General features: G+C 61.9%; 17 protein-coding genes and 1 other RNA gene. 6 read left to right on the top strand and 12 right to left on the bottom strand.

The genetic code is table 11. From position 1 onward, the window contains the following. Positions 1 to 2: 2 nt before the first annotated feature. From FPL22_RS15530 to FPL22_RS15515, 4 genes are read right to left on the bottom strand one after another with little or no spacing between them, the layout of a single operon-like run. On the bottom strand, positions 3 to 575 hold the full coding sequence (locus FPL22_RS15530) for a nitroreductase family protein (protein WP_144353916.1): 573 nt from the start codon (positions 573 to 575) through the stop codon (positions 3 to 5). A 21-nt stretch (positions 576 to 596) separates the two neighbouring features. Next, positions 597 to 1160: a dihydrofolate reductase family protein gene (locus tag FPL22_RS15525; RefSeq protein WP_144353915.1), complete on the bottom strand. Its 564-nt coding sequence runs from the start codon at positions 1158 to 1160 to the stop codon at positions 597 to 599. 39 nt (positions 1161 to 1199) lie between these two features. Beyond that, positions 1200 to 2171, bottom strand: a complete 972-nt coding sequence (locus FPL22_RS15520; protein WP_144353914.1) for a helix-turn-helix transcriptional regulator — start codon at positions 2169 to 2171, stop codon at positions 1200 to 1202. Position 2172: 1 nt separating this feature from the next. Continuing rightward, positions 2173 to 3972: an ATP-binding cassette domain-containing protein gene (locus tag FPL22_RS15515; protein WP_144353913.1), complete on the bottom strand. Its 1800-nt coding sequence runs from the start codon at positions 3970 to 3972 to the stop codon at positions 2173 to 2175. Between the two features lie 78 nt (positions 3973 to 4050). Between FPL22_RS15515 and FPL22_RS15510 the strand changes: the two genes are divergently transcribed. Next, the gene (locus tag FPL22_RS15510; RefSeq protein WP_144353912.1) at positions 4051 to 5187 is read left to right on the top strand and encodes a lactonase family protein; all 1137 of its coding nucleotides are present in this window, start codon (positions 4051 to 4053) and stop codon (positions 5185 to 5187) included. Positions 5188 to 5251: 64 nt separating this feature from the next. Here FPL22_RS15510 and ffs read toward each other — a convergent pair. The 5 genes from ffs to FPL22_RS15485 form a co-directional block, all read right to left on the bottom strand. Next, an RNA gene (gene ffs / locus FPL22_RS15505) (signal recognition particle sRNA small type) lies at positions 5252 to 5350 on the bottom strand. A 31-nt stretch (positions 5351 to 5381) separates the two neighbouring features. Further along, positions 5382 to 5840, bottom strand: a complete 459-nt coding sequence (locus tag FPL22_RS15500) for a gamma-glutamylcyclotransferase family protein (RefSeq protein WP_144353911.1) — start codon at positions 5838 to 5840, stop codon at positions 5382 to 5384. A gap of 61 nt (positions 5841 to 5901) precedes the next feature. Continuing rightward, a complete protein-coding gene (locus FPL22_RS15495) occupies positions 5902 to 6381 on the bottom strand; it encodes a hypothetical protein (protein WP_144353910.1) in 480 nt (159 codons plus the stop codon). Between the two features lie 2 nt (positions 6382 to 6383). After that, on the bottom strand, positions 6384 to 6689 hold the full coding sequence (locus FPL22_RS15490) for a hypothetical protein (protein WP_144353909.1): 306 nt from the start codon (positions 6687 to 6689) through the stop codon (positions 6384 to 6386). Continuing rightward, positions 6686 to 7279, bottom strand: a complete 594-nt coding sequence (locus tag FPL22_RS15485; protein WP_144353908.1) for an RNA polymerase sigma factor — start codon at positions 7277 to 7279, stop codon at positions 6686 to 6688. Before FPL22_RS15485 ends, FPL22_RS15490 begins: the two co-directional genes overlap by 4 nt. Positions 7280 to 7565: 286 nt before the next feature. Here FPL22_RS15485 and leuA point away from each other — a divergent pair, with 286 nt between their 5' ends. Further along, entirely contained in the window at positions 7566 to 9233 is a 1668-nt protein-coding gene (leuA, locus tag FPL22_RS15480) for a 2-isopropylmalate synthase (RefSeq protein WP_144353907.1), read from the top strand. 60 nt (positions 9234 to 9293) lie between these two features. Here the strand turns inward: leuA and FPL22_RS15475 are convergent, their stop codons facing one another. Then, complete coding sequence (locus FPL22_RS15475) at positions 9294 to 10415, bottom strand: LptF/LptG family permease (protein ID WP_144353906.1); 1122 nt, start codon at positions 10413 to 10415, stop codon at positions 9294 to 9296. A 49-nt stretch (positions 10416 to 10464) separates the two neighbouring features. Here FPL22_RS15475 and rlmN point away from each other — a divergent pair, with 49 nt between their 5' ends. Then, the gene (gene rlmN, locus FPL22_RS15470) at positions 10465 to 11580 is read left to right on the top strand and encodes a dual-specificity RNA methyltransferase RlmN (RefSeq protein WP_144353904.1); all 1116 of its coding nucleotides are present in this window, start codon (positions 10465 to 10467) and stop codon (positions 11578 to 11580) included. Positions 11581 to 11810: 230 nt separating this feature from the next. Beyond that, entirely contained in the window at positions 11811 to 12689 is an 879-nt protein-coding gene (gene metF / locus FPL22_RS15465; RefSeq protein ID WP_144353902.1) for a methylenetetrahydrofolate reductase [NAD(P)H], read from the top strand. 134 nt (positions 12690 to 12823) lie between these two features. Here metF and FPL22_RS15460 read toward each other — a convergent pair whose 3' ends face one another. Together FPL22_RS15460 and FPL22_RS15455 are read right to left on the bottom strand one after the other, a co-directional pair. Then, positions 12824 to 13216 carry a translation initiation factor gene (locus tag FPL22_RS15460; RefSeq protein WP_144353900.1) on the bottom strand — a complete coding sequence of 131 codons (393 nt, stop codon included), beginning with the start codon at positions 13214 to 13216 and terminating at the stop codon, positions 12824 to 12826. A 48-nt stretch (positions 13217 to 13264) separates the two neighbouring features. Next, on the bottom strand, positions 13265 to 13516 hold the full coding sequence (locus tag FPL22_RS15455; protein WP_144353898.1) for a hypothetical protein: 252 nt from the start codon (positions 13514 to 13516) through the stop codon (positions 13265 to 13267). A 213-nt stretch (positions 13517 to 13729) separates the two neighbouring features. On the opposite strand from FPL22_RS15455, the gene FPL22_RS15450 reads away from it, so the two are divergent. Continuing rightward, positions 13730 to 16471 carry a 2-oxoglutarate dehydrogenase E1 component gene (locus FPL22_RS15450; protein WP_144353897.1) on the top strand — a complete coding sequence of 914 codons (2742 nt, stop codon included), beginning with the start codon at positions 13730 to 13732 and terminating at the stop codon, positions 16469 to 16471. A gap of 116 nt (positions 16472 to 16587) precedes the next feature. Next, complete coding sequence (gene odhB / locus FPL22_RS15445; protein WP_144353895.1) at positions 16588 to 17823, top strand: 2-oxoglutarate dehydrogenase complex dihydrolipoyllysine-residue succinyltransferase; 1236 nt, start codon at positions 16588 to 16590, stop codon at positions 17821 to 17823. Positions 17824 to 17891: the final 68 nt, after the last annotated feature.

The following is a 17891-nucleotide window of genomic DNA, read 5'->3' as shown; positions in this document are numbered from 1 at the left end:
CGTCAGGCGTCGTGGAAAACCACCTGCTTTTCCAAGGCATCCCGCGTGCTGGTCGCAGGAACATTCCCGGCCTTGGGATATCCGAGATAAACCAGGCCCAGCATCCGGTGCGTCGCATCCAGCCCGAGCCACGTCGCGAACTCCGCCGACATCGTGACGGGCGGCGTGCTCCAGAAGGAACCGAGGCCCTTCTCGTGGGCGGATAACATCAGGTTTTGCACCGCGCACGACACCGCCGCGATTTCCTCGATCTCAGGAATCTTTCCGTTCGGCTCCACGTGCGCCGCCACCGCGATCACGACCGGACCCAATCGCGGCGTGGTCCCGAGTTTCGCCCGCTTGTCCTCGTTGCGCGCAGCTGTCGGAGTCACGCGATCGTAGAGCCCTTGCAAACCGTCCGCGAGTCGTGCGCGGGCCGCTCCCTCAAAAACATGAAACCTCCACGGCTGCGTCAGCCCGTGCGTCGGCGCCCAATGTGCATCCTCCAATAATTGCAGCAGCACTTCGCGCGGCACTTCACGGGAAGCGTCCATCGCAACAGGCTTGATTGAGCGGCGCGCGGAAAAAATCGACATGCCCGACACGCAACGCCGGCCTCAGGCAAAGGCAAGCGCCTGCGGCTCAACCGGCACCGCGGCCATCAAGTAGATCTGCTGCACCAAACCATCGGGATAAGCGTGAACGTTCTCCAGCTTCAGCCGCGTCAGCCACGTCGTTTCTGGAAACAACCGGATACCTTCACCCAACAACACCGGCACGGTCGTGAGGATAATCTCGTCCACCACGCCGCCCGCCAGACACGCCGCGATGATCTCCGCCCCGCCCACCAGCCAGATGATACCCTCGCCCGGCTCGGCCTTGAGTTCACGCACGCAGGCCGCGATGTCACAATCGACAAACTCCACCCGGTCGTCGCGTTGTCCGGCCCGCGTTGCGCTGAATACGATGCAGCGTTTGCCCTCATAAGGCCACGGACCGAGCGTGAGCACCTGCTCGTAGGTTTTACGCCCCAGCAGCAGCGTATCGACCGACTCCAGCAACTCACCGTAACCGTAGTCCTCGCCGGCGAGGTCCGGCACGGGCAACCAGTCGATCGCCCCATCCGTTCGCGCGATAAATCCATCGAGGCTGGCGGCGATATAGAGTGTTACTTTTTTCATCGTGCCCCGAGTCTGCCACACCGCCCTGACAACCCTGTGTCAGGAGCGTTTGCGCGGACTCCGATGCCGCTTCACCACCGCCTCGGCATGAGCCCGCACCGTGTCGCGCAACACCACCGGCTCAAGCGCCTCGGCCTTGTCCGCGAATGACATCAACCAACGCGCCAACCAGTCGTAAGACCACGTCAGGATCGAAAACTCAGCGCCGCCATCGCGTTCCTCCCCCGCCACCAGCGTGGCATAACTCTCGGCGCGCGCCCGCTCCTGCACCTCGCGCGCCAGCCATATTTTGGCCGGAAAGGTCTCGCCCTGCCGCGCGTAGTCCTCGATGTGCCGGCTCAGCGAAAAATCCTCGCGCGTCCCAAACGTCTCCGACCGCAGCTCCAGATTCTGAATACGGTCCACGCGGAAATGACGCAGGTCTTTGCGCAACCGGCACCACGCGACCAGATACCAGTTGCCACCGTAAAAAACGACGCCGAGCGATTCCACTTCGCGCATCGTATCCTCCTGTTTTTCCCGCGCCCGATACGAAAGTGCCAGCACCCGCCGCCGCGCCACCGCCTGCTGCACCGCGGCCAGACACGGCGGTCCGCCGCCCGCGCCCGCCACCGGCGATCCCGGCATGCTCGCGATCACCGTGCCGCGGGCGAGGTGTTCCAGATGATCCTTGCGATCACCAGGCAGCACCGCGCGCAGCTTGTTGAGTGCGCCATCGACGGCCGCATCGAGCGAACCGTCCGTAAACTTCTTTGCCAGTTCACCACCGGTAAACAACGCCCCGGCCTCCTCCACCGTCAGCATCACCGGCGGGAGGTGATAACCCTTCACCAACGAATACCCCACCCCCGCCTCGCCCACCACCGGCACCCCGGCTTCGCCGAGCGCCGCGATGTCACGATACACCGTGCGAACACTGATGCCGTAGTGCTCCGCCAGCTCCTCGGCACGCACCACGCGCCGGCCTTGCAAATGCATCACCATCCCGACGAGCCGGTCCGTTCGGTTCATCTCACTTCACGGCCTCCAGCTCTTCCCAACGCGCAAACGCGATGGCGTGTTCGGCCTCGATCTCGTCCAGACGCGCCTTGGCGGCAGCGGCACCGGCGGGGTCTTTGCGATAGATGGAAACGTCGCCCAGCTTGGCGGTGAGCTCAGCCTGTTCGGTCTCCAGTTTCTCGATACGCGCGGGCAACTCGGCGAGTTCGCGCTGCTCCTTGTTGTTGAGTTTGCGGGCGGCGGCCGCGGCGGCTTTGGGCGTGGGCTTGGCCACACCGCTCTTCACCGGAGCGGCTGCGGCGATGGCGCGCTTGGCCATCTCGTCTTTCCAATCGGTGTAACCGCCGTCGAAGTCGCCGATCTGTCCGTTGCCTTCGAAGACCAGCGTGCTGCTGACGACTTCGTCGAGGAAGGAACGATCGTGGCTCACCACGAGCAGCGTGCCCTGATATTCCACGAGTAGATTTTCCAGCAGGTCCAGCGTCTCGGCATCCAGATCGTTGGTCGGCTCGTCCATCACGAGGACGTTGGCGGGCTTGGTGAACAGACGAGCGAGCAGCAGACGATTGCGTTCGCCGCCGGACAACACGCGGGCGGGCGTGCGGGCGCGGTCGGGCGTGAAAAGAAAGTCCTGAAGATAGCTGATCACATGGCGCGTGCGCCCGTCGATGGTGATGCTGTCGCTACCAAGGTTCAGGTTGTCGGCAACCGTCTTGTTGTCGTCGATCAACGAGCGCATCTGGTCGAAGTAGGTCACTTCCATGCGCGTGCCGTGCTTGATCGTGCCGGAGCTCGGCTCGAGCTGGCCGAGGAGAAGCTTGATCAGCGTGGTCTTGCCGGCGCCGTTGGGGCCGATGAGACCGATCTTGTCGCCCCGCATGATCGTGGTGTTGAAATTCTCAACAAGCACGCGTCCGTCCGGATACGAGAAACTCATGTTCTCGACCTCGACGACCTTGGCACCCGAGCGCTCGGCATCGACCAGTTTCAAATTGGCATTGCCCACCTTGCTGCGGCGGGCGGCACGCTCGGCACGCATCGCCATGAGCTGGTGCACGCGGCCTTGGGCGCGGGAACGCTGGGCGCGCACACCGCGGCGGATCCACTCTTCTTCCTGCGCGAGTCGTTTATCGAACGCGGCCTGCTGGCGCTCTTCGGCTTCGAGGCGGTCGGCGCGGCGCTGGAGGTAGGTGTCGTAGTCGCAGTCCCAATTGGTGAGGATGCCGCGGTCGAGCTCGACGATGCGTGTGGCGAGTTTTTTGAGGAATGCGCGGTCGTGCGTGACGAAGAACAAGCTGGGTTTCTCGGTGAGGAGAAATTCTTCGAGCCAGAGAATGCTTTCGATATCGAGATGGTTCGTCGGCTCGTCGAGGAGCAGAAGATCGGGCTGTCCGGCGAGCGCGCGGGCGAGCAGCACGCGACGTTTCAAACCACCGGAGAGCGCACCGAACTGAGCCGAGGGCGCCAGCTGGAGTTTCTCGATGAGGTTGTCGACGCGCACATCGCGCTCCCAGTCTTCCTCGTGCTCGGTCTGCGGGCGCAGGCCCGACGTGACGATGTCGGTCACCGAGCCGATGATATCTGTCGGCACTTCCTGCGTAAGGCGCGTAAAGAGCGCACCGGGCTGGCGGAAAACCGCGCCGGTGTCCGGCTTGATTTCGCCCGCGATGGTTTTCATCAGCGTGGATTTACCCGCGCCGTTGCGCCCGACCAGGCACAGCCGTTCGCCCGGATCGACTTGAAAGTTGACCTTATCAAGGACCGCCGGACCACCAAAGCAGAGATTAACATCGAGCAAGCTGAACAACGCCATAAGCGGCCCAACTTGCAAAGCCCGCGGCTTGCATGCAATCCCCGTATCATTCAGTAAAAACATCCCCCACCCCGCCCCATGCGTCCCCTCATCGTCCTCACCCTTTTTGTCATGACCACCGCACTCGTCTCCGCTCGCGAACTTCTCGTTTACATCGGCACTTACACCAAGACGTCCAGCAAGGGGATCTACGTTGCCCGTTTCGATACGGAGACCGGTAAGCTGGGTGAACCCGTGCTGGCCGCCGAGGCGTCCAACCCGTCGTTCGTCGCCCTTTCGCCTGACCGCCGCTTTCTTTACGCCGTCTCCGAAGGCGCCGGTGCGAGCTACGCCGGCAAACCCAGCGGCTCAGTCAGCGCCTATACGATCAACGCGGCCGATGGTTTGCTCACCTTGATCAACACCGCCGCCACCGCCGGCAAGGGACCGTGCCATGTATCCGTCACGCCCGACGGCAAAGCCGTGATGGTTGCCAACTACAGCAGCGGCGTGGTCGCATTGCTCCGCGTGCGCACCGATGGCGGCTTGGAGGAACCCACGCCCGCCTCGGTCGACCAGCACGAGGGCAAAAGCGTCCACCCCACGCGCCAAAAAGCGCCCTATGCCCATTCGATTAATCCGTCGGCCGATGGGAAATTCGCCTTCGCCGCCGACCTCGGCACCGACAAAATCTACACCTACCGCGTCGACTCGACCACCGGCACGCTCACGGCGGCGGAGCCAGCGTCGGTTTCACTGGAGGCCGGCAGCGGTCCGCGTCACCTCGCCCAGTCGCCCGACGGTCGCCACGCCTACGTGATCAACGAGCTGGCGAACACCCTCACGACCTTCTCGCTCGACGCGGACACCGGCGAACTCAAGGCCCTGCAAACCATCCCCACCCTCCCCGCCGACTTCACCGGTCACAGCACCACCGCCGAGGTCTTGGTTCGCCCCGATGGTCGTTTCGTTTACGGCTCCAACCGCGGACACGACAGCATCACCGTGTTCTCCGTGGATGCGGCGACCGGCACGCTTTCGACCGTCGAACACGTCTCCACCCAAGGTCGCAACCCGCGCAATTTCAGCCTCGATCCAACCGGTCGCTGGTTGATCGCCGCCAATCAGGACGGCGACTCGCTGGTGCTTTTCTCCATTGATGCCCAGACGGGCCGCCTCACGCCCACCGGCCAGACCGTGAAAATCGGCGCGCCGGTCTGCGTGCGCTTCAAGTAAGCAGGCGTCTTGCCCAGACCGGCGGCCATAGCGGGTTTACCCGCCGCCGTCGGCTTGAAAAAAAAGTGGCCAGGCACTCCACGGCACTAGGAGGACGTCGTTACCGTTGCTACCTTCCGGTCCTGGCGGGGTTCACGCGCCTGCCCATGCATGGCACCTGGCCGACGCGAACAGTGCGGCGGTCATCGCGCGGTTCAACGAGAATCTTTGCGTGATTTAACCGTCATGCCCAACGCCTTCAGCTCGTTCACGTAAGCTGCGGGCAGGCGGTTTTCTTTCGCGGCGCCCAGCAGCACGTCCAGCAATCCCGCGGCAGGTGCCGCTTCCGTCGAAGCCGTCGAAAGATATAACATTGCCTCTATGCGCGGGCCCGCCGGAGAAACGATCCGGCGCGTGCAGCGTTCGTAACCTTCGGCCATCGCAGCGTCCAACATCGGCAGCGACGAAGCAGGCACCATCCACAACGCGCCCCAGACCGTCGCGCCCTCGACCGCTTTCACGTTGGCCCGTCCGGCGGCGTTAAACACCAATTGATAGCCCTCAAGTCCTGCGGGGCCGAACCATTGTGCGCCCGGGCACACGCGCTCGAACTCGGCATGCGGGAGATCCTCGCCGTAAGCGAAATGCAGCATGTGGCCGGTGGGTTCAGGCATAAACCACCAGTCAGCCAGACGGGCTCACTCGGCAAGCTCGTAGAAAACCTGCCGCCAAAAATCAGGGCGCCGGCGGTGGTCCGGAGGGACGCGCACCGTCTTCCGCCGGACCGCCGGGCGGGCGCGGTTCGTTGCGCTCGTTATTACGCTTGGTGCGTTCGTTCATCCACTGCTTGCGGCGCTCTTCCTCACGCTGGCGGATTTCCTTCAACAAAGCTTGTTGTTCAACGGTCAGCAATTTCGCCAAATCCGCATCCATTTTGGACACGAGCTCCGCCGTCTGGCTGAACGAATCACGACGGACCTTGCGCAACTCTTCGGACGTGCGGGTGATGATCGGGCGGATTTTGTCCTTTTGCTCGGGCGTCAACTGAAGTTGCTCGGCCAGACGCGCACCGATCTCGGACGGGCCGATGCGTTCGACGAGCCGTTTTTGACGGGCCAGATGGTCCGCCACACGAAGGCTCACGAAACCTCCGGTGACTGCGCCGGCGATAAAGATGCCGCCAACGGCGAGAATAATTTTAGCGGTGGAGGCCACGTTTAAGAAGAGGCGTTAAGCCATTCGGCCACGGGATCATTAAGGGTCACCGAGGAATCGCTCTCGAAGGCATTGACCACCGAGCTGAGATTAAGCGTCACGCCGAGCACCATGAGCAGGCCGCACACGCCGAGCGAACGCAGCGAGAAGCGGGCGAAGAGCGTCGCGAAGGTCGGTTCTCCGGCGGACATCGCCAGCGCGCTGACGCGGGTGGCAAAGCCATGCGGCGCAGTCTCGTCCCGCTGATCGGCCGGAGCCAGGCGGGCGGCCGTCACAAGACGGTTCCAAGAGGTGGGTGAAGTTTTCATGCGCGTTCCTTTTTCTTTAATTCCACAAACAGCTTTTGCAATTTCCGCCGCGCTCGAAAAGCGCGGACTTTGATGAGAGTGATGTTCCAGCCGGTGAGCACGCCCACTTCGGCCAGGGTTTTTTGCTCGAGGTCGAGCAGCTGGAGGACGAGGCGGTCGTCGGGCTTGAGCTGACCCAGCAACTTATGAACCAGTTCGTGGGCGGCCATTGCATCACCGGCGGCGACGTCATTCTCGCTCGTGAGCACGGCATCCAGGACGTCGGCCTCGTTTTCAGAAAGGTCGGCCCAACGAAACTCGGGGCGGCGTTTTTGGGCGCGCAGGTGGTCGATGCAGGTCGTCACCGCGATGCGCGAGACCCAATGAGGGAAAGGCACGTTGCCCTGATACTGTGCGATGCGCGTGAACATTTTTAAAAAAATCTCCTGGGTGAGATCTTCCTCGGCGACGCGGCGCGGGAGGCGGGCGCGGACGATGCGAATAACCATCGGGTGCAGATGTTCAACCAGATCCCGAGCCGCCCGCTGGTCGGACGCACGCACCCTCGAGAGACAACCGGCAAGGTCAAAGGTCTCTTCGTCGGGGGGCATGGGGAGATAAATGATACGGCATACACGATAGGCAAGACGCAGCTCACGCCCTTGGGTTACAGCGGAAACCGCTCTCAACGCGTTCCTTGACTTCGACGGCCAGCGAAGGCTAATTGGACCTCTTGATGCGAAACATCATTCAGGCGCTTCGACTTAGCTAGACGCACGATCCCAGAGGGCCGCGTGTTCGGCTGATTGTGCGTCCGTTGTTCAAGTCCGCGCCCGCCACCGGTCCTTCCGGTCGCAGGTTCAACCGCTTAAATTGTTCCGTTTCATTGTTTCGCTTATGCAATCCGCTCCCGTCACGAAATACCGTCCGTTTCCTCCCGTAAACCTGCCCGACCGCCAGTGGCCCGGCCGCGTCATCGAACGCGCCCCGACGTGGTGCAGCGTTGACCTGCGCGATGGCAATCAAGCCCTCGCCCAGCCCATGAACGTCGAAGAGAAAATCGAGTTCTTCGATATGCTGGTGAAAATCGGCTTCAAGGAAATCGAAGTCGGCTTCCCTTCTGCGTCCCAGATCGAATTCGATTTCTGCCGCCGCCTCATCGAGGAAAACCGCATACCCGCCGATGTCTCCATCCAGATCCTCTGCCAGTGCCGCGAGGAGCTCATCACGCGTTCCCTCGAGGCATTGAAGGGCGCGAAGAACGTCATTTTTCACCTCTACAACTCCACGTCGCCCAAGCAGCGCGATTACGTGTTCGGCGCGTCCAAGGCCGACATCGTGGCCATCGCCGTCAAGGGCGTGTCGTTGCTGAAAAAGCACGGACAGGCGTTGATTGACGCCGGCACGAACCTGCGCCTCGAGTATTCGCCCGAGAGTTTCACGAGCACCGAGTTGGAATTCGCCTTGGAAATCTGCGAGGCCGTCTCGGACGCCTGGCAGCCCACTAAGGCCAACAAGATCATCCTCAACCTGCCCGCGACCGTCGAGTATGCGACGCCCAACGTCCACGCCGACCAGATCGAGTGGATGTGCACGCACCTCACGCGCCGTGAAGCGACCATCGTGTCGTTGCACACTCACAACGACCGTGGCACCGGCGTCGCTGCCACCGAGCTCGCATTGCTGGCCGGCGCCGACCGCGTCGAGGGCACACTCTTCGGCAACGGTGAGCGCACCGGCAACCTCGACCTGGTCGTCGTCGCGTTGAATCTCTACACGCACGGCATCGACCCGAAGCTCGACTTCAGCGACATCAACCACATCCGCGATGTCTACGAGCGTTGCACGCGCATGGAAATCCATCCGCGCCATCCTTACGCCGGCGAACTGGTTTTCACCGCCTTCAGTGGCTCGCATCAGGACGCCATCAAGAAGTCGTGGCCCCACCAGAGCCCGGACCGTCCGTGGGATGTCATCTACATCCCCATCGATCCGGCTGACATCGGCCGCAGCTACAAGGCGATCATCCGCATCAACTCGCAATCGGGCAAAGGCGGCGTCGCCTACATCCTCGAAAACGAGTTCGGCTATCAGTTGCCCAAGCTCATGCACAAGGAGATCGGCAAAGTCGTCAACGACCTCGCTGACTCCAAGGGCGCCGAGCTCACGCCGCAGGACATCCACGACGTATTCGTTCGCGAATACATCGACCGCGTGTCGCCGGTCGCGTTGCGCGAATTCCGCACCATGGAGCGCACCAGCACGGTCACCTGCCAGGCCGACTTACTCGCCTATGGCGTTGAGAAAATCGTCACCGGCACCGGCAACGGCCCGATCGATGCCTTCGTGCAATCCTTGCGCGCCGCCGGCCTGCCCAAGTTCGAACTCGTCAGCTACTCCGAGCACTCGCTCGGCAGCGGTGCCGAGGCGCGCGCGGTCAGCTACATCCAGATCAAAACCGAGCGCGGCACCACGTTCTTCGGCGCGGGCATCGACACCAACATCGAGCTCGCCTCGATCAAGGCCGTCGTCAGCGCACTGAACCGCGCCCTCGACAAAAAGTAACCGCACGCCCCGCGTGCTTCCCAAAAAAAGGCGGACCTGCCGGGTCCGCCTTTTTTGCGCTCATATCCGCTCCACCCGGCGAAACATCCACACGCCCAGACTGATAAACAGCACCGGCGGCAGCCACACCCACAGGTCGGGTCGCAGCGCCGGCGAGCGATCCAGCCATCCCACCATGAACGTCAGAAAATAATAGCCCAGCGCCAGCAACAGCGCGACGCCGAGATTGGCCATCGTTTCCTTGCGGGAGACTTTGATGCCCAGCGGAATCGCCAGCAGCGTAAAGGCGAAGATCATCAGCGAGCCCGCCGCCTTTTCGTTCAGGGCCACATCGACGCGCATGCGCTCCGACAACGGCGCTTTGGCCACGGCCAGCTCCTTCTTCATAGCCAGCAACTGATCGAGCGTCATCAGACTCGGTTTGCGCGAAACCACCCGCTGGCCGAACAGGTTTTCCATCGGGATATCGACCGACGCCTCGCCCATCGAAACCTGCGTATCCGTATTGGCGAAGACTTCAGGACTCTTGGGATTGCGGCGGTCTGAAAACGTATCGACCAACACGACTTTCATCGTGTTCGACTCATCGTCATAATCGATCCGGCCGGTCTTCGCGCGCAGGAACTCAGTCACACGTTTTTCTTTGTCCAACCGCCACAGCCACACGTCCTCAAGCACGCCACCCTGCTTGCCGCCGGCGTAAATCACAAAGCCGGGAAAATCACGGATGAAGGTTTTCTCAACGATCATGCGCAACGGATTCTGCCGCACCGCATCGTTCACCGCATTGCGGTAAAGCGTCCGTGCCTGCGGCATGAAATAAAAGTTCAGCCCCAGTGAAAGCACCACACCCGCCGACGCGATCAAGAGGATCGGCCGCGATAAATATCCCAAGCCCAGCCCCGCCGCCCGCATCGCCGTGACTTCGTGCTGGGCCGACATCCGCCCCAGCACCAGCAACACGCCCGTCAACATGCCCACCGGCAGTGCATGCACGCCAACATAAGGGATAAGCAGCACGCTCAGTTTTAAAAACGTCTCAATCGTCAGCTGCCCCGCCAGAAGATATCCGAGCAGATCCCTGAAGGCGTTGCCCACGATTAACACGAAGGCGAACACGCCCGCAGCCACCGCACAGGTGAAAAGCACACTCGCAAAGATGTGGCGCTGGAGAAGGTTCATGTTTAATCTGTAATTCTGTTAATTCTGTCTATCGACTCGTATTCCAAGCATGAAGTTCACGCCCGCCAAGCCGCCGCTCACCGGCGAGACCCTCGACACCCTCACCACTCGCCTCCGCGAGAAGGGCGAGCCGGCTTTCCGCGCGAAACAAATCCTCGAGTGGGTCTATAAAAAACGCGCCCGCACCTGGGATGACATGACCAACCTCTCCAAGCCGCTCCGCACGTGGCTCGACGAGACGTTCGAACTCATGCCCGCCTCCCTCGTTCTTGGCAAACAGTCCACCGACGTCACCGACAAGCTCCTCCTCGAGATGGGCGACCGCTCCCTCATCGAGACGGTTATTATTCGCGTCCCCCAAGAAGGCGTCGGCCTCGACGAGTCGCGTAAGACCATTTGTATTTCCACGCAGGTTGGCTGCGCCATGGCGTGTGCCTTCTGCGCCTCCGGCCTCGCCGGACTCAAGCGCGACCTCAACGCCGGCGAGATCGTCGCCCAACTCCTGCACGTTTGCTACCGCGAGGATGCCCGCACTCCCCGCGCCCGCATGGAGCTCGCCTCCTTCGACAACATCGTGGTCATGGGCATGGGCGAACCGCTCGCCAACTACGACAACATCATCCGTGCCCTCACCATCGTGAACGCCGAATGGGGACTCGGCGTCGGCGCCCGCCGCATCACGTTGTCCACGTCAGGCCTCGTTCCGAAAATCCTCAAGCTCGCCGAAGAGCCCCTCGGCATCCGCCTCGCCATCTCGCTTCACGGCGCGACCAACGAGGTCCGCGAGAAGATCATGCCCGTCAACAAGGCCTACCCGCTGGAAAAACTCCTCCCCGCGATCAAGGCCTTTAACGAAAAGCACGGCCGCATGGTGACGCTCGAGTTCATCCTCATCGAGGAAGTGAACGACATGATCGAGCAGGCCGAAAAGCTCCGCGACATCGCCCGCGACCTGCACGCCCACGTGAATCTCATCCCGTATAACACCGTGGAAGGGCTCCCTTGGAAACGCCCCTCAAACACGCGTCTGGAACGGTTCGCCGACGTCCTCCGCGACGCCCGCATCTCCGTCACCTTGCGCCGTGAAAAAGGCCACGACATCGACGCCGCCTGCGGACAACTCCGCCTCAAAACCGAGAAAGACCGCGAGCTCGCCAGCGCCTAGGGTGTGCTTGATAAATAAATCAGGCCAGCGTGATCGAGAAAAGGTGCTCGGACAAGGCGACAGAGACGGAGGCGGGCCAGCGGCCCGTGCCGTCGAGGGCAACGCCGGCCCAGCACTTTTTCTCGTTTCACTCGTAGAGCATTAGCGATGGTCTGATTTATTTATCAAACACACCCAATTCACTCGCGACTTGCCAACACATCAACGAATGCGCATACATTGATACGTAAATGAATCCCGACCGGCCCATCTCCGCGCTCTTCGCCGAAAACCGCCCGCTCCGCTCCCTCGAATTCTTCCCGCCGAAGGACGACGCCGGTGTTGAGGCCCTGCGTCAGACCGCCACCGCTTTGAAGACGATTCCCTGGGATTTCGTGTCCGTCACTTACGGCGCCGGCGGCACTACCCGCGAACGCACTGCCCAAATCAGCCGCCTCCTCAAAGATGAGCTCGGCTTCACCGTAATGCCCCACCTCACGTGCGTGGGCCACAGCCGCGCTGAACTCGTCGCGCTCGCCGACCAGATTTACGACGGCGGTTTCCGCAACATCATGACACTCCGCGGCGACCCGCCCAAGGGCGCCACCGAGTTCACCGTCGCGCCCGACGGCCTCCGCTACGCCAACGAACTCGTCACGCTTCTCAAAACCCGCCACCCCGATTTCTGTCTCGGTGTCGGCGGCTATCCCGAAAAACACCCCGAAGCCGTCTCGCTCGAAGCCGACCTCGACGCCCTCAAGCGCAAGGTCGACGCCGGCGCCGCGTTCATCACCACGCAGCTCTTCTTCGACAACGCTATCTATCACCGCTTCGTCGATAAATGCCGCGCCGCTGGCATTATTGTTCCGATTGTCCCCGGACTCATGCCGGTCCTCTCGGTGAAACAGGTCCAGCGCATCGCCACGCTCTCCGGCTCGGTGTTGCCCGCGCAACTCGCCCGCCGTCTCGAAGTCGCCGAAGTGAACCCCGACGTCGTCGAGATCATCGGCATCGACTGGGCGCTCACCCAAATCCGCGACCTCCTCGCCCACGGCGCCCCCGGCTATCACCTTTACATCCTGAACCGCGCCAAGAGCGCCCTCGCCCTCGCAGCGGGTCTCGCCGCATAACGCCGAGCGCCGCCGTAAAACAGATTTTTAACGCAGAGACGCAGAGGCGCGGAGTATCGCAGAGATCCGTGGAAAAATGACTTCTTCGCCTCTCCGTGCCTCTGAGTCTCTGCGTTAATATTTCGCCCACCCGCTCACCCACCCGCCATCACCGGACGGAATCCCGCCTCCGTAAGCACCCGCGCCACGACCTCGCGCTGGTCGCCCTGAATCTCGATCTGCCCGTCCTTCACGGTGCCGCCCGAGCCGCACGCCTTCTGTATTTTTTTCGCGAGCTGTTCTTTTTCCGGCAGACCGATCCCGACAAACGCCCGCGCCACCGTCACCGTTTTGCCGCCGCGTCCAGCCGTCATGCGCAACACTTCTACACGGCCACGATTCTTGGCGGTTTTCGCTTCGTTGGCCGGCAACAGCGCATTCGCCCGAGGAACCGGATTACCCGCCGGAAAGCTCAGTCCACCGAGTCCGCCAAAGGGATTTTGCCCCAGATTCTGTCCTCCATCCGTCGAGATCTTATCTTTGCTCATAACTTAAAATTGATACCAAAACAGCGGAATGACTTATAGCCGCGAGGCTTAATTACCCGAAGTCCGCCCCGCCTTCCCTCCGCAGATTCCCACCGGAATATCGCTTTCACCGCCCAGGAACAGGACGGCCTTCGCATAGCTCCTTTTCTCCAGAAAATGAACGAGTTGCGGATGCAACGTGTCCCGGCCCGCTTCAAGAAATTCATCCAGACGCGCCATCTCATCGCGAATGATTTGGCCATTAGATGCCTTAATCGCAGCCAAGAGGTTGATAAGAGAGTCTTTGATCTGAGTTTCCATACGAATCATCAAAACTAATTAAGCCGCCACTTCGGTCAGTTAGAAAATTTCACAACGTAGTCTATGGCGGCAGCGTCGCTGGATGACACTTGAGTAACGGGTCTTTGTCATGCAGGATAATAAAGATTTTTCATTATTATAGACCTTAATAAAGCGAGCTCGACGTGTATCCAAACCCCCTTCGGTAAACGCGTCTTTTTTGCTTAACCCTCCATGAACTCCCTGTCCCTCCCCACGCGCGCCAACTCCGAAGTCATCGAAGCGGCCTACAACGCATGGCTCAATAACCCCGACTCCGTCGATCCGACGTGGCGCGCCTTCTTCCAAGGTTTTGCCCTCGGCAGCAACGGCTCCGGTCTCGCCGCCGTCGGCGCGTCTCCGGTGAACGTCCTGGACAGCTCGAAACAGGCGCAAGTTCTCCGCCTCATCAACGCCTACCGCGCCCACGGTCACATGCAGGCGCATCTCGATCCGCTCAGCCCGCCGCCCTCCCCTTTCCCCCGTCTTAACTACCAGCACTTCGGCCTGACCGAGGCCGACCTCAACGAGTCTTTCTCCGTCGGCAATTTCAAGAGCGGCGGCCAGATGAAGCTCAGCGCGCTCATCACCGCGCTGAACGAAACCTACTGCGGTCACATCGGCGTCGAGTATCTCTACATGCAGGATCTCGATGCGCGCGACTGGCTCCAGTCCCGCATGGAGGCCACGCACAACCGTCCGTCGTTCACCCGCGACCAGAAGGTCCGCATCCTCCGTCGCCTCCATAAGGCCGAGCTCTTCGAGAAATTCCTCCACACGCGCTTCGTTGGCCAGAAGCGTTTCTCCCTCGAAGGTGGCGAAACCATGATCGCGGCGTTCGATGCCATGATCGAATACAGCCCCGAGGTCGGCGTCGAAGAGATCGTCATGGGCATGGCCCATCGCGGCCGTCTCAGCGTCCTCACCAACATCCTTCGCAAGCCGTTCGACGTCCTCTTCGAGCAGTTCTCGGAAAACTACATTCCCAACACCGTCGGCGGCGACGGCGACGTGAAATACCATCTCGGCTACGAGGCCGAGCTCAAGACCACCTCCGGCAAGACCGTCGAGGTCCGCCTCGCCGCCAACCCGTCGCACTTGGAAATCGTCAACCCCGTGGTCGAGGGCAAGGCCCGCGCACGCCAGCGCATCCGTGGCGATGTCGAGCGCCGTCGCGTATGCCCTTTCCTGATACACGGCGACGCCGCGTTCGCCGGCCAGGGCGTGATCGCCGAGGCCCTTAACTTCTCCCAGCTCCCCGGCTACCGCACCGGCGGCACCGTCCACCTGGTCATCAACAACCAGATCGGCTTCACCACCCAGCCTGCCGACGCCCGTTCGACGCGTTACTGCACCGACGTCGCCAAGCTCATCGAAGCCCCCGTGTTCCACGTCAACGGCGACGACCCCGAGGCCGTCTGCTACGTGACGCGTCTCGCCCTCGAATTCCGCGTGAAGTTCCAGCGCGACGTCGTGATCGACATGTATTGCTACCGCCGCCACGGCCACAACGAGGCCGACGAACCCGCGTTCACCCAGCCGGTTCTCTACAAGAAGATCGCCGCCCACCCGCTCATCTCCACGCCTTACTCCGAGCGCCTGATCAAGGAAGACACGCTGAGCGCTGCCGGTGCCGAGGCCATCAAAGCCGAATACACCGCCGCGATGGAAGCGTCCTTCGAGAAGGCCAAGGCCGCCGAGGCCGCCACCGCCGCCGCCGGCCAGACCACCAGTCCGTTCACCGGCTCCACTGCGATCTTCCAACCCGGTTACAGCCACGTTCCCGTGCCCACCGGCGTCTCCGCCGACACGCTCACGAAGGTTGTCAACGGCCTCACCAAGATCCCGTCCAACTTTAAGATCAACCCGAAGATCAAGCGTATCCTTGAGACACGCATCCAGGCCCACAAGGAAGGTGGTCCGGTTGACTGGGGCTTCGGCGAAGCGCTCGCGTTCGGCACCCTCCTCACTGAGGGCACGCCCGTCCGCCTCAGCGGCCAGGACTGCGAACGCGGCACCTTCAGCCACCGCCACGCCGTTCTCTACGACTCCGACACCCGCGAGAAATACGTCCCGCTCCTCAACATCGACGACAAGCAGGAGCGTTTCTGCGTTTACAACTCCCTGCTCTCGGAGGCCGCCGTGCTCGGCTTCGATTACGGCTACTCGCTCGATTACCCCCAGATGCTCTGCATTTGGGAAGCCCAGTTCGGCGACTTCGCCAACGGTGCCCAGGTCGTAATCGACCAGTTCCTCGCCTCCTCCGAATCGAAATGGCAGCGCATGAGCGGAATCGTCCTCCTCCTGCCTCACGGCTACGAGGGTCAGGGCCCTGAGCATTCTTCCGCCCGTCTCGAACGCTTCCTCCAGCTGTGCGCCGAGGACAACATGCAGGTCGCCAATATCACCACTCCGGCGAACTACTTCCACGCGCTGCGCCGCCAGATGAAACGCGACTTCCGCAAGCCGCTCATCATCATGTCGCCCAAGTCTCTTCTGCGTTCCCCTGCCGCCACCTCGAAGATGGAGGATTTCACCACCGGCGCATTCCAGGAGATCATCGACGATCCGAGCGCACCGAAAACCGCCAAGCGCCTGATCCTCTGTTCCGGTAAGGTTTACTACGACTTGGACGCCTATCGCACGGCCAACAAAATCACCGACACCGCCATCGTGCGCGTCGAGCAGTTGTATCCGTTGCACAAGGACAAGCTCGCCGAGGTCGCCAAGACCTACGGCAAGACGAAGCTCATCTGGTGTCAGGAAGAGTCCCAGAACAACGGTGCCTGGACCTTCATCGCTCCCGAATTGGAGACGATCTTCGGACGCAAGGCCGCCTACATCGGTCGCGACGCCTCCGCCTCCCCGGCCGTCGGCTCGCTCGCCATCCACAAACGCGAACTCGCCGCCTTCCTCAAGGACGCGTTCGCGATCTGAAAAAGTAGCGAGTAGCGGGTAGTGAGTAGCGAGCATCCAAGCCGTTACTCCCCCGCCACTCGCTGCCCTCCTACTCACTACCCGCTACTCACTACTCGCTACTTCTCCTCCGACCCATGTCCCTCATCGAAGTCAAAATCCCGCCCCTCGGCGAATCCATCAGCTCTGGCGTCCTCGCCAAGTGGCACGTCGCCGACGGCGACGTCGTCAAGAAGGACCAGCCCCTCTTCGAACTCGAAACCGACAAAATCACCTCAGAAGGCGTCGCCGAATCCGCCGGCAAGATCACGTTCAAGGTTCAGCCCGGCACCGAAGTGAAAATCGGTGAAGTCGTCGCCACCATCGATTCCTCCGCCGCCGGCGCCACTCCTGCACCCGCCGCTGCCGCTCCGGCCGCAAAGGAAGCCGCCCCCGCGCCCGCCAAGACTGCCGCCTCCACCGAGCAATCGCCCGCCGTCCGTCGCGTTGCCGCCGAGACCAACATCGACGTCAGCAAGGTCGAAGGCACCGGTAAAGCCGGTCGCGTCACCAAGGGCGATGTCCTCGCTGCCGCCGAATCCGCTCCGAAAGCCTCGACGGTTTCCGCCGCTGTCGCCGCCGCCCCCTCTTCCGCTTTGCCTGCCTCCGCGCCCGTGGTCACCGCACCCGCCACCGGCCGCCGCTCCCGCGTCAAGATGAGCAAACTCCGCCAGACCATCGCCAAGCGCCTGGTCTCCGCCCAGCACGAGGCCGCCATGCTCACCACCTTCAACGAGGTCGACATGTCCGCCGTCATGGAGCTCCGCAAAAAATATCAGGACGACTTCGTCAAAAAGAACGGCGTGAAGCTCGGCTTCATGAGCTTCTTCACCAAGGCCGTCGTGCAGGCACTCAAAGACGTTCCCGCCATCAACGCCCAGCTCGACGGCGACGAGGTCATCCAGAACCACTACTTCGACATCAGCATGGCCGTCTCCACCGAGAAGGGCCTTGTCGTCCCCGTGGTGCGCGACTGTGACAAACTCGACATGGCCGGCATCGAGAAGGCCATCGGCGAAGTCGCCAAGAAAGCCCGCGACGGCAAACTTGGCCTCCCCGATTTTGAAGGCGGCTGCTTCACCATCACCAACGGCGGCATCTTCGGCTCGATGCTCTCCACCCCGATCATCAACGCCCCCCAGAGCGCGATCCTCGGACTCCACGCGATCAACGATCGCCCCGTCGCCCTCAACGGTCAGGTGGTCATCCGTCCGATGATGTATCTCGCCCTCAGCTACGACCACCGCCTCGTGGACGGCAAAGAAGCCGTCACCTTCCTCGTCAAAATCAAGCAGGCCATCGAAGACCCGACCCGCCTTCTCCTCAGCGTCTGATTTTTTAACGCAGAGGCGCAGAGACGCGGAGTCCATCCGCAGGCCATCCCGGCTTCTCTCCGCGCCTC

It is taken from the genome of Rariglobus hedericola, from assembly GCF_007559335.1.
GTDB classification, from domain to species: Bacteria; Verrucomicrobiota; Verrucomicrobiia; order Opitutales; family Opitutaceae; genus Rariglobus; species Rariglobus hedericola.
The sequence above is the reverse complement of the archived record's forward strand: the minus strand, read 5'-3'. Positions and strand labels throughout refer to the sequence as shown.

Coding starts and splice junctions, on each gene's coding strand:
- FPL22_RS15530 (WP_144353916.1), bottom strand. CDS start 575: ATGTCGATTTTTTCCGCGCGCCGCTCAATCAAGCCTGTTGCGATGGAC.
- FPL22_RS15525 (WP_144353915.1), bottom strand. CDS start 1,160: ATGAAAAAAGTAACACTCTATATCGCCGCCAGCCTCGATGGATTTATC.
- FPL22_RS15520 (WP_144353914.1), bottom strand. CDS start 2,171: ATGAACCGAACGGACCGGCTCGTCGGGATGGTGATGCATTTGCAAGGC.
- FPL22_RS15515 (WP_144353913.1), bottom strand. CDS start 3,972: ATGGCGTTGTTCAGCTTGCTCGATGTTAATCTCTGCTTTGGTGGTCCG.
- FPL22_RS15510 (WP_144353912.1), top strand. CDS start 4,051: ATGCGTCCCCTCATCGTCCTCACCCTTTTTGTCATGACCACCGCACTC.
- FPL22_RS15500 (WP_144353911.1), bottom strand. CDS start 5,840: ATGCCTGAACCCACCGGCCACATGCTGCATTTCGCTTACGGCGAGGAT.
- FPL22_RS15490 (WP_144353909.1), bottom strand. CDS start 6,689: ATGAAAACTTCACCCACCTCTTGGAACCGTCTTGTGACGGCCGCCCGC.
- FPL22_RS15485 (WP_144353908.1), bottom strand. CDS start 7,279: ATGCCCCCCGACGAAGAGACCTTTGACCTTGCCGGTTGTCTCTCGAGG.
- leuA (WP_144353907.1), top strand. CDS start 7,566: ATGCAATCCGCTCCCGTCACGAAATACCGTCCGTTTCCTCCCGTAAAC.
- FPL22_RS15475 (WP_144353906.1), bottom strand. CDS start 10,415: ATGAACCTTCTCCAGCGCCACATCTTTGCGAGTGTGCTTTTCACCTGT.
- rlmN (WP_144353904.1), top strand. CDS start 10,465: ATGAAGTTCACGCCCGCCAAGCCGCCGCTCACCGGCGAGACCCTCGAC.
- metF (WP_144353902.1), top strand. CDS start 11,811: ATGAATCCCGACCGGCCCATCTCCGCGCTCTTCGCCGAAAACCGCCCG.
- FPL22_RS15460 (WP_144353900.1), bottom strand. CDS start 13,216: ATGAGCAAAGATAAGATCTCGACGGATGGAGGACAGAATCTGGGGCAA.
- FPL22_RS15455 (WP_144353898.1), bottom strand. CDS start 13,516: ATGGAAACTCAGATCAAAGACTCTCTTATCAACCTCTTGGCTGCGATT.
- FPL22_RS15450 (WP_144353897.1), top strand. CDS start 13,730: ATGAACTCCCTGTCCCTCCCCACGCGCGCCAACTCCGAAGTCATCGAA.
- odhB (WP_144353895.1), top strand. CDS start 16,588: ATGTCCCTCATCGAAGTCAAAATCCCGCCCCTCGGCGAATCCATCAGC.